At 72.6% G+C, this 14,445-nt stretch carries 13 protein-coding genes; 11 read left to right on the top strand and 2 right to left on the bottom strand.

Features of this window, described 5'->3' with window-relative positions; translation table 11 throughout:
- The first annotated feature begins 136 nt into the window (after positions 1–136).
- The 10 genes from ABGB10_RS26490 to ABGB10_RS26445 all read left to right on the top strand — a co-directional run bounded on the left by ABGB10_RS26490 (position 137) and on the right by ABGB10_RS26445 (position 11,885).
- Complete coding sequence (locus ABGB10_RS26490; RefSeq protein ID WP_347663673.1) at positions 137–1,387, top strand: DUF222 domain-containing protein; 1,251 nt, start codon at positions 137–139, stop codon at positions 1,385–1,387.
- A 598-nt stretch (positions 1,388–1,985) separates the two neighbouring features.
- Positions 1,986–2,615 carry a hypothetical protein gene (locus ABGB10_RS26485; protein ID WP_347663672.1) on the top strand — a complete coding sequence of 210 codons (630 nt, stop codon included), beginning with the start codon at positions 1,986–1,988 and terminating at the stop codon, positions 2,613–2,615.
- Entirely contained in the window at positions 2,612–3,256 is a 645-nt protein-coding gene (locus ABGB10_RS26480; RefSeq protein ID WP_347663671.1) for a YdeI/OmpD-associated family protein, read from the top strand. The genes ABGB10_RS26485 and ABGB10_RS26480 overlap by 4 nt, the downstream gene beginning before the upstream one ends.
- 31 nt (positions 3,257–3,287) lie before the next feature.
- Complete coding sequence (locus ABGB10_RS26475; protein ID WP_347663670.1) at positions 3,288–3,767, top strand: DUF2975 domain-containing protein; 480 nt, start codon at positions 3,288–3,290, stop codon at positions 3,765–3,767.
- Positions 3,767–3,982, top strand: a complete 216-nt coding sequence (locus ABGB10_RS26470; protein WP_030336216.1) for a helix-turn-helix transcriptional regulator — start codon at positions 3,767–3,769, stop codon at positions 3,980–3,982. The genes ABGB10_RS26475 and ABGB10_RS26470 overlap by 1 nt, the downstream gene beginning before the upstream one ends.
- Positions 3,979–4,143, top strand: coding sequence for a hypothetical protein (locus ABGB10_RS26465; protein WP_347663669.1), 165 nt, complete (start codon positions 3,979–3,981; stop codon positions 4,141–4,143). Before ABGB10_RS26470 ends, ABGB10_RS26465 begins: the two co-directional genes overlap by 4 nt.
- A 117-nt stretch (positions 4,144–4,260) precedes the next feature.
- The gene (locus ABGB10_RS26460; RefSeq protein ID WP_347663668.1) at positions 4,261–7,446 is read left to right on the top strand and encodes an ABC transporter permease; all 3,186 of its coding nucleotides are present in this window, start codon (positions 4,261–4,263) and stop codon (positions 7,444–7,446) included.
- Positions 7,443–10,151, top strand: coding sequence for an FtsX-like permease family protein (locus ABGB10_RS26455; protein ID WP_347663666.1), 2,709 nt, complete (start codon positions 7,443–7,445; stop codon positions 10,149–10,151). The genes ABGB10_RS26460 and ABGB10_RS26455 overlap by 4 nt, the downstream gene beginning before the upstream one ends.
- A 1-nt stretch (position 10,152) precedes the next feature.
- Positions 10,153–11,148, top strand: coding sequence for an ABC transporter ATP-binding protein (locus tag ABGB10_RS26450; RefSeq protein WP_347663665.1), 996 nt, complete (start codon positions 10,153–10,155; stop codon positions 11,146–11,148).
- Positions 11,149–11,159: 11 nt separating this feature from the next.
- Positions 11,160–11,885 carry an ABC transporter ATP-binding protein gene (locus ABGB10_RS26445; protein WP_347663682.1) on the top strand — a complete coding sequence of 242 codons (726 nt, stop codon included), beginning with the start codon at positions 11,160–11,162 and terminating at the stop codon, positions 11,883–11,885.
- 12 nt (positions 11,886–11,897) lie between these two features.
- Here the strand turns inward: ABGB10_RS26445 and ABGB10_RS26440 are convergent, their stop codons facing one another.
- The gene (locus tag ABGB10_RS26440; protein ID WP_347663664.1) at positions 11,898–12,350 is read right to left on the bottom strand and encodes a GNAT family N-acetyltransferase; all 453 of its coding nucleotides are present in this window, start codon (positions 12,348–12,350) and stop codon (positions 11,898–11,900) included.
- 73 nt (positions 12,351–12,423) lie between these two features.
- Between ABGB10_RS26440 and ABGB10_RS26435 the strand changes: the two genes are divergently transcribed.
- Positions 12,424–12,936 carry a potassium channel family protein gene (locus tag ABGB10_RS26435; RefSeq protein ID WP_347663663.1) on the top strand — a complete coding sequence of 171 codons (513 nt, stop codon included), beginning with the start codon at positions 12,424–12,426 and terminating at the stop codon, positions 12,934–12,936.
- On the opposite strand, the gene ABGB10_RS26430 is transcribed toward ABGB10_RS26435, so the two are convergent.
- Positions 12,863–14,434 carry an alpha/beta hydrolase gene (locus tag ABGB10_RS26430; RefSeq protein ID WP_347663681.1) on the bottom strand — a complete coding sequence of 524 codons (1,572 nt, stop codon included), beginning with the start codon at positions 14,432–14,434 and terminating at the stop codon, positions 12,863–12,865. The two genes, ABGB10_RS26435 and ABGB10_RS26430, sit on opposite strands and share 74 nt — an antisense overlap.
- Positions 14,435–14,445 lie beyond the last annotated feature (11 nt).

Below are 14,445 nucleotides of genomic sequence, written 5' to 3'. Positions count from 1 at the left end.
TCCCCTTGTTCAGACCGGTCTCAGCAACCTCCTGAACGAGTCAAGATCCACGGCGCGCCGCACTCTTTGTGCGCAACGCCCTTATGAACAACCCACAGCAACCCGCTAATTGGCACACCTGTTCTAGAATTTGCCTGTGATCGATGAGTTGGTGCAGGCGGAGAGTGCGGTCGCGAGCTGCGCCGACGCCGCCGCCTGGGCTCTCTCCGAGCACGATCTGATCGCAGCGCTCGACGCCACGCACCGGTTACAGCAGCGGCTGGCGGCGGTGCAGTTGGCGGTCGTGCGTGAGCTGGACGGTCGGGGCACCGCGGTCGCGCAGGGGGCGTCCTCGACGACGGTGTGGCTGCGTCATCGCCTGCGGCTCGACGTCGCTGCCGCGCGTCGGCTGGTCAGCCTCGCGGCCTCGGTCGACGTCGCTCCACCCGCGGTGCGGGAGGCGTTGGCGGGCGGGGCGGTCAGTGTGGAGCAGGCTCGCGTCATCGCCGACACGGCCGCCACGGTGTCGGCGTCGGCGGGCGCCGAGGTGGCCGACAAGGCGGTCGGTGTGCTGGTCGAGTGGGCGGCGCAGTTCGACCCCAGCCTGCTGCGTCGGATGGGCGCCCGGATTCTCGACCACGTCGCTCCCGACCTCGCCGATGCCGCCGCCGCGGCGGCCCTGGCCGCCGAGGCCGCCCGGGCAACCCGCGACCGGCACGTCACCATCTCCGAACAGGCCGGCGGGCGGCTCCGGCTCAACGGCATCCTCGACGCGGAGGCCGCCGCGTTGCTACGCGCCGCCATCGACCCGCTGAGCGCACCCGCCGGCCCTGACGACGTTCGCTGCGCCGGCCAGCGTCGCCACGACGCACTCGCCGACGTGTGCCGGCTCGCCCTGCGCACCGGTGAGCTGCCCGAGAGCGGTGGCGATCCGGCCCAGATCGTCGTCACCACCGGCTACGACGGGCTGACGCGGCAGCTCTCCGCCGGCGCGCTCGACATCGGCCTCCAGCTCACCCCCGACACCGTGCGGCGGTTGGCCTGCGACGCCGCCATCCTGCCCGCCGTCCTCGGCGGCGCGGGCCAGGTCCTCGACGTGGGTCGGCAACGGCGTCTCGTCACCGGTGCGCTGCGCCGGGCTCTCGTGCTGCGCGACGGCGGTTGCGCGTTCCCGGGCTGCGACCGTCCACCGCGCTGGTGCGCTGCCCACCACATCCGGCACTGGGCCGACGGCGGCACCACCAACCTCCACAACGCCGTGCTGCTCTGCGGTCATCACCACCGGCACGTCCACCAGGCCGACTGGGTCGTCCGGCTCGGCGACGACGGGCACCCCGAGTTCGTGCCACCAGCCTGGCTCGACCCCGAGCAACTGCCGCGCCGCAACCACTACCACCGACGAACGTAGGCCGACCGGCCACCGCTCCGGTCACCTGCTGTTCGGGCGGGGTGCGACGTGACAACTGCGGCGAGCCGCCAGGCAGACCGTCCACAGCAGACCGCCGCGCTTGCGCAGACCGACTCTGTGACCGCCATCGTGCAGGGGGCAAACGCCGCTTCAGCAACTGGTCGGTCGTCTCCAGGGCCGTCGTTCCCGCCTGCTCAACTGTGGGGCGGGCACCTCGAAGTGGTCGCGCCGGGCGGTCAGCCGCATGCGGAAACCCATCCAAAAGCAGAGCCAGCCAGGACCGCGAAGAAGGCCGCCGCACCGACGTCGAGACGCGCCTGGCGGCAGTCGAGCAGCCGAGAGCGGCAGCCCGGCCAGGCTCGGTTCGGACATCCCCTTCGGCCCGGACATCTCCTCGGCCCGGACAGGGCCACCACCAGGCACAGCAGGAGCAGCCGTCCGATCCGGCGATCGGTGCTGTCGAAGAAGACCGGGTCCCTGCTTTCCGCCCGATCGGGTCGACGGTCATGCGCAACCTCCTCCCGTCGCCGTAGCGGCGGCTCAGGTGCGCGCTTCCGGCCGGGGCCAATGTGGATCATCTCGTACTAGTCTCTGCCGCATGGCCTTGCGACCGGACGAGTTCTACGACCACGCGCTCGCCACTGCGGACGGCGAGCTCCGGCTTCCGTTGGCCCGCATGACAGGGTGGGACATCAGCCCGTTCGAACCGGACGGACTTCGGGTGTCGCCGTTGCGGCCGCCGGTGCTGCCGGAGCCGGCCCGGCACGGCGAGGACCCGTCGGACTGCGGTGCCTGCCGTGACCAGGACGAGGGGATCTGGTTCAACGAGCGCTGGCGGCTGGTCCGGATCAAGGGCGTGGGCGTCCCGCTGGTGCTCATGCTGTTGCCGCGTGAGCACCACGACATGGAGGATCTGCCCGACGAACTGGCCGCCGAACTGGGGTTGTTGAGCACCCGGATCGCGCGCCACGTGCAGGCGCTGCCGCACATCTCGCGGGCCCACGTCTACCGCTTCGGGGATGGTGGCGCACACCTGCACATCTGGTTCTTCGCCCGGCCGGAGGGGCAGGCCCAGTTGTTCGGGTCGTGGCTGGTCGTCTGGGACGACCTGCTGCCGGAGTACCCGGCGGACGTGGCCGACGCCGACGCCGACGTCGTGGTGGACGCGCTGGTCGAGTCCCACGGTGGTCACCGACTGTCGGACCCGGGGGATAGCGTGCCGGCATGACGAGCGCCGAGCTGGCTGAGTTGGTCGTGGCGGATGCCGACGCGTTGCGCACCTGGTTGTCGGCCAACCACGCCTCGTCGCCCGGGGTCTGGCTCGCCCTGACCAAGAAGGGCGGCACGGTCACGACGCTGACCTGGCAGCAGGCGGTCGACGAGGCATTGTGTTTCGGCTGGATCGACGGGCGGGCCCGCAAACGGGACGAGGGGTCCTCGTGGATCCGGTTCACCCCGCGCCGGCCGCGTAGTGCCTGGTCGCAACGGAACGTGGCGAACGTGGCCCGGCTGGAGGAGCAGGGGCGGATGCTGCCGGCGGGGCGTGCCGTGGTGGAGGCGGCGAAGGCGGACGGTCGGTGGGCGGCGGCCTACGCCCCACCGTCGGAGGCCGAGGTGCCGGCCGACCTCCTCGCCGCCATCGCCGCCGAGCCCGCCGCGCAGGCCATGCTCGACGTGCTCACCAAGACCAACCGGTTCGCCCTCATCCACCGCCTCAACGCGGTGAAACGGGTGGAGACCCGCGAGCGGAAGATCGTCGAGTTCGTCGCCATGCTGGCCCGGCACGAGACGATCTACCCGCAGAAGGCGAGACCGTTGCCGGCGGGTGACGTCGTCGCGCCCGGAGGTGGCAGGGAACAGACCGATTGACTTTCGATAGGTAACGAGCGAAACTCGATGCATGGTTACAGAGCATCGAGCGGTCGCCGCTCTCAGAGTCTTTCTCGTGGTGCTGTTCGGGGTCCTGGTCGTGTTCCAGACCCTCTCGCTGCCCGGTCAGTTCGCGTACATGGCTGAGCAGTCGCCGCAGGACGCACACCTGCGCTGGCCGGCGACCGCCGTGACGGTGTTCTGGGTGCTGTGCGTCCAGGTGGTCATCGTCGCGACGTGGCAGTTGCTCAGCCTGGTGAAGAACGACCGCATCTTCACCGAGGCGTCCCTCAAGTGGGTGGACGCCATCGTCTGGGCCATCGCCGCCGCCTGGGTGGTCCTCGTGGGGGTTTTCCTCTGGGTCGGCTTCAACGCGGACGACCCGGGAGTACCCCTCCTGCTGTTCCTGCTGACGGTGGGCGTCACCGTGCTGGGGCTCCTCATGGTGGTGATGCGTGCGCTGCTGCGGCAGGCCACCACGCTGCGCAGCGACATGGAAGCGGTGATCTGATGCCCATCGTCGTCCGCATCGACGTCGAGTTGGCCAAGCGCAAGATGAGCGTCGGTGAGTTCGCCGAGCGCGTCGGGCTCACGCCGGCCAACGTGGCGGTGCTCAAGAACGGCCGTGCCAAGGCCGTCCGTTTCAGCACCCTGGAAGCGATGTGCCGGGTGCTCGACTGCCAGCCCGGAGACCTGCTCGAGTGGGTGGAGGAGGAAACCCCATGAGGTACGTCCTGACCGTCGTCGCCATCCTCGGGGTCGCGCTCGGCATCGCCGGCATCGTGCTCGGAGGGGCCGACGACTCCCCGGGCTTGCAGCTCATCGGCGTCGTGCTGGTGATCGGCGCGGTGGTGTTCGGCATCCGCAACCGTCGACGCGGCAGTTAGCCGCCCGGCTTCGGCCGACTCCTCCCGCAATAACGATCATGTAACGGGCGCGAACCTTTCCCGGTAGGTGGCCTGTCTAGATGGTCGTCGGCCCACCAGGGCCAGGGGAGGCGTCGGATGAAGCTGGTGTGGAGGCGGGCCCGCGAGGCGCGAGGGTTGCTGGTGGCCGCGGTGATCGCCGCCCTCGTCGCCGTCGCGTTGGTCACCGGGCTGTCCGACTACAACCGCCGGGCGGTGGACGCCGGGCAGCGAGCCCTGGTCGCCGCCTCGCCGGCGGAGGAGCGCGGACTCCTGGTCAGTGGCTCCGGTGGACGTGACGCGGCCGAGTTCGCCAACCGGGACAAGGCGGTCCGCGCGGAGTTCGCCGACGGGCTCGCCGGCGCCCCGGTCATCGTCGCCGCCGCCCGGTACGGCACCGGCCGGGAGCTGACCGGCGACCTCGGGCAGGTCCTCCGTCCGGACGACGAGCCGATCTTCGCGAACCTGGCCACGCTGGAGGACCTCGCCGGCCACGCGGAGTTGACCGCCGGAGCCTGGCCCCGCCCCGGCGCGAACCCCGTCGAGGTGAGCCTGCCGGAGCGGGTTGCCGGAGCGCTGGGCCTCACCGTCGGCGAACGCGTCCCGGTGCGCGACCGTGCCACCGAACGACGCGCTGAACTGGTGCTCGCCGGCACCTGGCGGCCCCGCGACCCGACCGACGCGTACTGGCTGCTGGCCCCGGGGGTGGGAGCGGGCAGCGCCGGTTCCGGCACCTCGTACGGGCCGTTCACGCTCGACCCGGCCGACTTCGCGGCTACCTTCCCGGGCTCGGTGTCGGCGTCCTGGCTGGCCCAACCGGACCTCGGCGGCGTCGACACCGCCGACCTGCCCGCCGTGCGGAAAGCCCTGGCCGAGGCGACCTCGGCCGTGCCCGAGGCCGCTCAGCTCGGCAGCTCCGGGCAGGCGGTAACCAAGATGGAGACGCTGCTGGACCGGATCGCCCGCGCGGACCTGGTGGGTCGTTCCTCGCTGGCGACGCCGCTGTTGCTGATCCTGGTGCTCGGTGGGTACGCGTTGGTGCTGGTCGCCGCGCTCCTGCACGAGGACCGCCGCCCGCAGACCGCGCTGCTGCGTGCCCGCGGCGCCGCCCGCCGGCAGTTGGCCGGCCTGGCCGCCCGGGAGGCGACCCTGGTGGTCGCCCCGGCCGCCGTGCTCGGTCCGCTGATCGCCGGTGAGGCGCTGCGGTACATCCGACCCGGCGGGTCGGCGTCCCTCTCCACCGCCGGCGGCAACACCACCCTGGTCTGGGCGGCAGCGGCGGCCACCGCAGCCGGCTGCCTCGTCGCCATGGTCCTCCCGACGCTGCGCGGCGCCGGCACGTACGTGGCCGACATGGCGGCCCGATCCCGGCCGAACCGGTCGGCGAGCGTCCAACGCGCAAGCGTCGACCTGGTGCTCGTGGCGCTCGCCGTGCTCGCCTGGGTGCAGCTTCGTCGGTACGCCTCGCCGCTGGCCGGCTCGGGCGGCCAACTCGGGCTCGACCCGCTGCTGGTCGCCGCTCCGACGCTCGGCGTGCTGGCCGGTGCGGTGCTGGCGCTGCGGGTGCTTCCGCCGCTCACCCGGTTCGCGGAGCGGTTCGTCGACCGACGTCCGTGGACCGCCACCATGTTCGGCATGTGGCAGGCCGGCCGGCGTCCGCACGCCGGCCCGGTGCTGCTGCTGGCCCTGGCCGTCGGGGGCAGCACCCTGGCCTGGTCCCTGGTCAGCACCGGGGAGCGATCCCAGGTCGAGCAGGCCGGGCACACGGTCGGCGCGGACCTCCGGGTGACCGAACGGGCCGGGGCCGCCCCGCCGACCCGGGCCGGTCAACTCGCCGCGCTGCCGGGCGTCGACCGGGTGCTGCCGGCGTGGCGGGACGAGATCCGGGTCGGACGGGAGGACCTGTCGGCGACCGTGATCGGTGTCGACCCGGCCAGCGCCTCCGGGGTCGTCCGTCTCGCCGACCGGCTGGGCGACGGACCCGCGTCGGAGCAGTACGGGCGGATGGTCGGGGCGCGGGGGGTTCCCGCTGGCGTCGAGTTGCCCGCCGATGCTCGTTCGATAACCGGCACGGTCCGTACCCCGGTGAGCAACGCCAGCCGTTCGCTGCGGGTCGCGGTGACGCTGCTGGTCACCAGCTCCGACGGGCTCGCCCTGCGGTTGCCGGCGGCCGAAGCCGGCAGCGACGGCCGGGCCACCCGGTTCACCGTGCGACTGCCCGACGTGGGCGAGGCGCGACTGCGGCTGGCCGGGTTCGAAGCCGACGGCGGACTGGCTGCCGGCAACTCCTACCGACTTCAGGTGGACGGCTTGTCGGTGGTCACCGCCGACGGCACGACCCGGCCCGCCGACCTGAGCGGCGACTGGATGATGACGGCACCCGGCGAGAAACCCACGTCGGTACGGTCCACCGCCACGGGTTTCGACGTGGCCCACGCGGTGGACGTGATCCCCGGCGGGCAGTTCGCGTACCAGCCGCCGACCCGGTTCACCGTCGTGCCCGGTGGGGAGAGCAAGCCCGTTCCCGTGCTGATGACCCCCGGTGTCCGCGAGGCGCTGAGCCTGCACGTCGGCGACACCGTCGACCTGACGCTCTCCGGGGCGACGCTGCCGGTGCGTCTGGTCGGTGAGCTGAGCGCCGTGCCGGCGACCCTGGGGGAGGGCGTGTTGCTGGACCTGCCCACGGCCGTCGACACGCTGATCCGGGGCAGTGGCACGGTGCGACCCGTACCCGAGTGGTGGGTCGGCGCCGCCGACGCGACCGCTGCCGCCCGGGCGGCCGGTGAACTGCCCGGAGTCACCGTGCTCAACCGGGAAGCGGTGTACGAGGCTGCCGCCGCCGACCCGTACTGGCAGGGCTCGCGTACCGGGATGCTCGCCGCGGCGCTCGGCGCGGTGCTACTCGCCCTCGTCGGCCTGATGGTGGACGTCTGGGCCACCGCCCGGCGGCGGCTCGGCGAGTTCGCGGTGCTGCACACCCTCGGCGCGACGCCCCGGCTGATGGCCCGGGCGCTGCTGGCCGAACAGACCTTCCTCGCCGGCATCGGCGTGGGGGTCGGGCTGCTCCTCGGTGCCGCGGTCGGCGCGACCATGGCACCACTGGTCATCCTCACCCCGGCCGCCGGTCGACCGATCCCCCCGGCGACGTTCGCGTTGCCCTGGGTTCCGATCGGACTGACCGCGGTCGGTCTGCTGCTGGCGGCGCTCGCCTTCAGCGCGTTCATCGCCACCGGCATCCGTCAGCGGGTGGCGGCGGTGCAGCTGCGAATCGGGGGAGAACGATGAGCGTCGGCGCGGCCGTCCGGCGGGTCCGGACGTACGGCGGGCAGTTCCTGCTGCTGGCGGTGCTGACCCTGGTGGTCACGCTGCTGATCAGCGGAGTGCCCCGGTTGGTCAACCGGCTCGCCGAACAGGGACTGCGGGCGCAGTTGAACAGCGAGGCGGCCGCCCGCCGGGACATCTCGTACACCACCGGCATGGGGACCGCGACGTTCAGGAACACGGCCATGGGTGACGCGATCGAACGGTTCGACGCCCTGGCCGCCGATCTGCCGCCGCAGGTGCGTTCGGCGGTGACCGAGCGGTGGTACACCGTCGAGACCCCACCGGCCCGTGTGGTCGGGCCGGACCTCAAGGCCCGCAACCTGCTGGTCGACCTGGGCCTACGGGCCGTACCCGACGTCCAGGGCGCCAGCACCCTCGTCGAGGGGACGTGGCCGAGCGAGACGTACGTGCCGGACCGGCCGATCGAGGTGGCGCTCGACGTCGACGTGGCCCGCAAGCTCAACCTGCGCGCCGGCAGCCAACTGCGCATCGGTAACACCGACGACAAGGGCAGACTCGTCGACGGTGCCCCGCTGGTGGTGAGCGGGCTGTTCCGCCCCGTCGACCGCGCGAACGGCATCTGGGACGGGCTGCCACAGCTGCTGCGGGTCATCGAACCGCGCGGCGACGGGGAGCCGTTCACCATCGTCGGTGTGGTCGCCCAGTCGCCGCTGAACAAGCGGGCCGCTGCCGGCTGGCCGATCCAGTCCACCTGGCGGTACCGGCTCGGCGTCGACACCATCGACGCACGCCACCTGGACCAGATGATCGACGGCCTGCAGGAACTGCAACGCCGCAAGCCGGCGGATCTCACGGTGACGTTGGGCGTCGACGTTCCGATGCGCGCGTTCGCCGTACAGGTCAACGCTGCCCGGACCCTGCTCGCGGTGATCGCGGCCGGCGTCCTGGCGACGCTGGCGGGGCTCATCGTGCTCGCCGCCGGCCTCGCCATCCGACGGCGCCGCTCCGAGTTCGTGCTGCTGCGAGCCCGTGGTGGCGCGGCCACCGCCGGCGCCCGCCGCAGCCTCGCGGAATCGGTGCTGGTGGTGCCCATCGCCGCCGCGCTCGGCTGGTGGCTGGGCACCCTGTTCCCCGGGGACCCGGACCCCACCACGCCGTACGTCATCGGGGCGACGGTGCTGGTCACGCTCGCACTGCCGCTGGCGACGCTGGCCGTACCGGCCGGCGGGGCGGCCCGCCGGGACCTGATCCGGGTGCGCCCGTCGGCCCGTCGGCTCACCGTCGAGGTTTCCCTGCTGCTGCTGGCCGGGCTCGCCGCGGTGCTGCTGCGCCGACGTGGCCTCACCCTGGGTGAGGTGGACCCGCTGTTGGTGTCGGTACCGGTGCTACTCGCGATCGCCGCGGCGGTGCTCGCGCTGCGGGCGTACCCCTGGCCGTTGTTGCTGGTCAGCCGGCTTGCCGCGCGGACCAGGGGCAGCGTCGCCTTCCTCGGCACCGCGCGGGCCGGGCGCGCGGCGGTCGCCGCCCCGCTGGTCGTCGTGGTGCTGGCGATCGGCACCGCCGCGTTCTGCGCGGTCGTGGCCGCCGGAGTCGACGCGAGCCGGGACCGGGCCGCCGCGCAGATCGTGCCCGCCGACGCGGTGATCCGCGGGGAGCGCTTCGCCCCCGACACGATCGACGAACTGGGTCGCCTGCCCGGGGTCCGGGCCGTCAGCCGGGTCGTGTACCAGGAGGACGAGCGGCTGGCGTCCGACGAGGTCGGCACTGACGCGCGGCTCTTCGCGACGGACGTGCTGCTGGTCGACGGTTCGGGACTGGACACGGTGGCCCGCGAATCCGAGGTGGACCTGCCGGTGCCGGACGCGCTGCGCACCGCTCGACCCGGCCCGGGGCCGCTGCCCGCGATCGTCTCACCGGCGGTCGCCGCCGACCTGGCCAAGGCCGGGCTGAGCGACTCCGCCTTCATCTCGGTGCAGGGGCAACGGTACGGGTTCCGGGTGGCCGGCACCGAGGACGACTTTCCGCTGGTGCCGGCAGACGCCAGCCGCTTCGTGATCCTGCCCTGGCAGGCACTCCCGGAGCGGACCACCACACCCGCGCCGTCCAGCCTGCTGATCGCCGGCGACCCGCTGGACGCGGAGGCGCTGCGCCGAGCCGGCGACCAGGGGCAGGAGCGCTATCAGAGCGGCGGAGCGGTCACCGGTCGGGAACGGCCGATCGGGGTGACCGTCGACACCCGGACGGACGTCCGCCGGGATCTCGGTAACGGCGGGGCGAACGGGATGCTGGCGTTCGGGTTCGTGGCCGGCGCCGTGGGCGGCAGTGTGCTCGGGTTGCTCGCCATCGCGTTCACCGTGCTCGCCGGTGCGCGTGCCCGGGGCCAGGTGCTGTCCCGGCTGCGTACCCTCGGCCTGTCCCGCCGACAGTGGCGAGGGCTGCTGCTGGTCGAGTTGACCCCGCTGGTCGCGGTGTCGGTGCTGACCGGTGCGCTGGTCGGTGCGGTGCTGCCCCTGCTGCTCAACCCGGTGCTCGGCCTGTCCGCGTTCACCAGTGGTGTGCCGGTCCAGGTGGCCTTCGAGCCCAGTCTGGTCGCCGCGGTGCTCGCGCTCGGGGCGGTCGCCCTCGGCTTCGCGGTCGCCGTCGAGGCCCTGAACAACCGCCGGTTGCGCCTCGGTGAGGTGCTTCGGCTCGGAGAGGAGAGCTGAGATGACCGCTACCGCCCAGACTCCACTGGTGCCGGACCTGGCCGCCCTGCAACAGCGGGCCGCGCAACGCGCCGCCGACCGGGCCGGCGGGCAGGACCGCCTGCGCGGGCACATCGTCTGCGACGGCCTGGTGCGCATCTTCAAGACCGAGGGGGTGGAGGTGGTCGCCCTGCAGGGGCTCGACCTGGTCATCGACCGGGGTGAGCTGGTGGCGATCGTCGGTGCGTCCGGCTCGGGCAAGTCGACCCTGCTCAACATCCTCTCCGGTCTGGACACGCCGACCGCCGGCATCGCCCGGGTGGCCGACTACGACCTGCTCTCACTGTCCGCCAAGCGGCGGCTGAGCTACCGGCGGGAGCTGGTCGGGTTCGTCTGGCAGCAGACCGGTCGCAACCTGCTGCCGTACCTCAACGCGCGGGAGAACGTCGAGCTGCCGATGGAGCTGGCCGGCAAACTCGGTCGCAGGGCGCGCCGGCAGCGGGCCCGGGAACTGCTCGACATGGTCGGCGTCGGCTACTGCGCCGACCGGCGGCCGGGGCAGCTCAGCGGCGGCGAACAGCAGCGGGTCGCGGTCGCGGTGGCCGTGGCCAACGACCCGGAGGTGCTCTTCGCCGACGAGCCGACAGGTGAGCTCGACGAGGCGACCGGCGCGGACGTCTTCGCGGCGCTGCGCACCATCAACGCCGAGTTGGGCGTGACCATCGTGGTCGTCACCCACGACCACGCCGTGGCCACGCAGGTCCGCCGGACCGTCGCGATCCGCGACGGCCGGACCGCCTCCGAGGTACGCCGGACCGCTCGGATCGGCGCGGACGGCAACACCGAGCTGGTCAGCGAGGAGTACGCGGTGCTGGACCGCAACGGCCGGATGCAGCTACCGGCGGCGTTCGTCGACGCGCTCTCGCTGAAGGAACGGGTCCGGCTCGACCTGGAGCCCGACCATGTGCAGGTACGGCCCGGTGAACGGGCCACGGACGAGCGGGGAGCACGGGCATGAGCCGTCGGGACATGGTGGTGACCGGCGCGGCCGGTTTCGGTGGTGTGCCCTCGGAACACCCCGGTGAGGTGGTCCGGGTCAGTGGGGTAAGCCGGACCTTCGGCCGGGGCGAGCACGCCGTGCACGCGGTGCGGGACGTCTCGTTCACGGCCAACCGTGGCGAGCTGGTCGCCGTCCGGGGCCGGTCCGGGGCCGGCAAGACCACCCTGCTGAACATGGTCGGCGGGCTGGACCGACCGGACAGCGGTCAGGTGGTGGTGGCCGGGCACGACGTCACCTCGGCCGGCGAGGCGGAGCTGTTGCGGCTGCGCCGGGGCACCGTCGGGTTCGTGTTCCAGACCTTCGGGCTGGTGCCGATCCTCTCCGCCGCCGAGAACGTGGGTGTGCCGCTGCGGCTGGCGCAGGTGCCGGCGGCCGAGCGGGAAGAGCGGGTCGCGGTGTTGCTGGAGCTGGTCGGCCTGGGCGGGCACGCGGCACAACGCCCGTACGAGCTGTCCGGTGGGCAGCAGCAGCGGGTCGCGGTGGCCCGCGCGTTGGCCAACGAGCCGGACCTGCTCATCGCCGACGAGCCGACCGGCCAGCTCGACTCGGAGACCGGACGGTCCATCATGGACCTGCTGCGCGCGGTGGTACACGCCCGGGGCATGACGGCGTTGGTCGCCACGCACGACCCGGCCCTGATCGACCTCGCCGACCGGGTCCTCGTGCTGCGCGACGGCCGGCTGGTCGACGGCTGACGGCTGGCCTGGTCAGAGCGCCAGCTTCATGCCCTCGTGGCTGGCCACGAAGCCGAGGCCCAGGTAGAAGCGGTGCGCGTCCGCGCGGGTCTTGTCGGTGGTCAGCTGCACCAGGGCGCAGCCGCGCTGCCGGGCCTGGTCGATCGCCCAGGTCATCAGGTCCCGGCCCAGCCCCTGGCCGCGACGATCGGAGCGGACCCGAACCGACTCGATCAGCGACCGCTCGCTGCCGTGCCGACCGAGGCCCGGGATGTAGGTGATCTGCAGGCAGCCGACCAGCTCACCGTTCTGCTCGGCCACGATGAGCTGGTTGCGCGGGTCCGCGCTGATGTCCGCGAACGCCTTCTCGTAGGCCTCGTCGACCTCGGTGAAATCACGGGCCTTGCCCAGGACGTCGTCGGCGAGCAGGGCGATGACGGCGGGCAGGTCGGCCCGGACCGCCTCGCGGAAGATCACATCGGTCATGTCGGTGAGCCTGGCACAGCGACATGGGCGGATGGGCCGGTGCCCGTTGCTCCTGGAGGGCAGCATGGGCGGCATGGAGAGTCTGCTGCTGCCGTTCCGCTGGATCTACCGGGCGTTGGTGTGGTTCGCGAACTCACCCCGCACGCTGATCACCTCGTACCTGCTGATGATCGTGGTGGCCGGGGTCATCTACGGCGAGGTCGAGCAGCGCAACCCCGCCGACGCGGTCTGGTGGGCGGTGGTGACCGCGTCCACCGTCGGGTACGGCGACATCTCACCGACCAGCTGGGCGGGGCGCGTGCTCGCCGCGCTGCTGATCTCGACCATGGTGCTGCTGGTCATTCCGCTGATCACCGCGCACTTCGCCAGCCGGCTCATCGTCGACGACGACGCCTTCGAGCACGAGGAGCAGGAACAGCTCAAGGCCGACGTGCGCCGGATGCGGGCGCTGCTGGAGGAGCTGGCCACCCGGCACGGCATCGAGCTGCCGCCGCTGCCACCGACCCGGCCGGTCACCGGGCCGGGCAGCGAAGCCCCTCCCTGGGAACGGTCAAGTCGATCAGGTAGGCGTCGACCGCCGCGGTGATGCAGGAGGTCTGCGGGTACGCGGTGTGCCCCTCGCCCTCCCAGGTGAGCACCCGGCCGACGCCCAGCATCGAGGCGAGCCGTGGGGTCTGCTCGTAGGGCGTCGCCGGGTCACCGGTGGTGCCGACCACCACGATCGGCGGCGCGCCGTTCGCCTTACCGGTCGGGTACGGGTCGCGCCCGCCCGGCCACTCGACGCAGCTCAGCATGCCGACCGCGAGAGCCGGCCCGAACAGCGGATATTTTCCGCGCCACTCCGACTGCAACTGCCGGATCTGCTCCCGGCTCGGCTTCTCCGTCTCGTCGGCGCAGTTGATGGCCAGGTTGGCGTCGAACAGGTTCGAGTAGTGGCCGTCGTCCTCCCGGCCGGCGTACGAGTCGGCGAGCCGGAACACGTCCTTCGGGTCACCCTCGCCCAGCCGGTCGATCGCCTGAGCCAACTCCTGCCAACCGGACTCGGTGTAGAGCGAGGAGATGACCGCGTAGAACACCCAGCCGGCGGTGGCCTCCCGGCCGTCGGTCCCGCGTACCGGAGAGACCTTGGCCTTGTCGATGGCCGCCGTCACCGCGGCGCGCGCGTCCGGTGCGATCGGGCAGCGGCCGGCGTTCGCCGCGCACCAGCGGGTGAAGTTGGTGAAGGCTCGTTCGAAGCCGCGGGCCTGGCTCTCCGAGCCCTCCACCAGCCGCTGCTGTGGGTCGACCGCGCCGTCGAGCACCAACGCCCGCACCCGCTGCGGGTAGAGCTGGGCGTACGTGGCGCCGAGCAGGGTGCCGTACGAGTAACCGAGGTAGGTGAGTTTGTCGTCGCCCACGGCGGCACGCACCGCGTCCATGTCGCGGGCGGCCTGCTCGGTGCCGTACAGCGGCAACTGGTCGCCGTACCGGTCGCCGCAGCCGCGCCCGATCCGCTGGCTCAGACCGACGAAGTCGTCGAACGCCGACTGGCTCGTCGGGTCCGGGTCGAAGCCGAAGCTGGCGTCCAGGTCGGCGTCGGAGATGCACTTGACCGGGCTGGACCGGGAAACCCCGCGCGGGTCGAAGCCGACGATGTCGAAACGTTCGGTGATCGAGGGGGGCAGCCCGCCGAACTGGGTGCCGAAGGACAGGTAGACGGCGGTGTCGACGCCGGAGCCGCCCGGGCCGCCCGGGTTGACCACCAACGAGCCGACCCGGTCGCGCTGCTTTGTGGACCGGGCCCGCAGCAGGGCGATCTCGAAGGTCTGCCCGGCACCCGGGCCGGCCGTCGCCCCACTGCCGGTGCCCCAGTCGCGCGGCACCGCGATCCGGGTGCACTCGTAGCGCATGTCCGGAGCACCACGCCCGACCAGCTCCTCGGGCACCTCGGGGCAGGGCCGCCAGGTCGGTGCGCTGCCGGTCGGCGCGGCTTCGCCCTGCACCTCGGTGCGTGGCGCGAACGCCGGCAGCGTGCAGCCGGCGGTGAGCAGCGCGGCAACGACGAAGGCGGCGAGGGTGCGCCGGCCCCGGCGACTGGACGCCATCCGAGAGCGGT

This window comes from Micromonospora sp. B9E7, from assembly GCF_039871815.1.
In the GTDB taxonomy this organism is placed as follows: domain Bacteria; phylum Actinomycetota; class Actinomycetes; order Mycobacteriales; family Micromonosporaceae; genus Micromonospora.
This window is presented reverse-complemented; position numbering and strand designations above follow the sequence as displayed.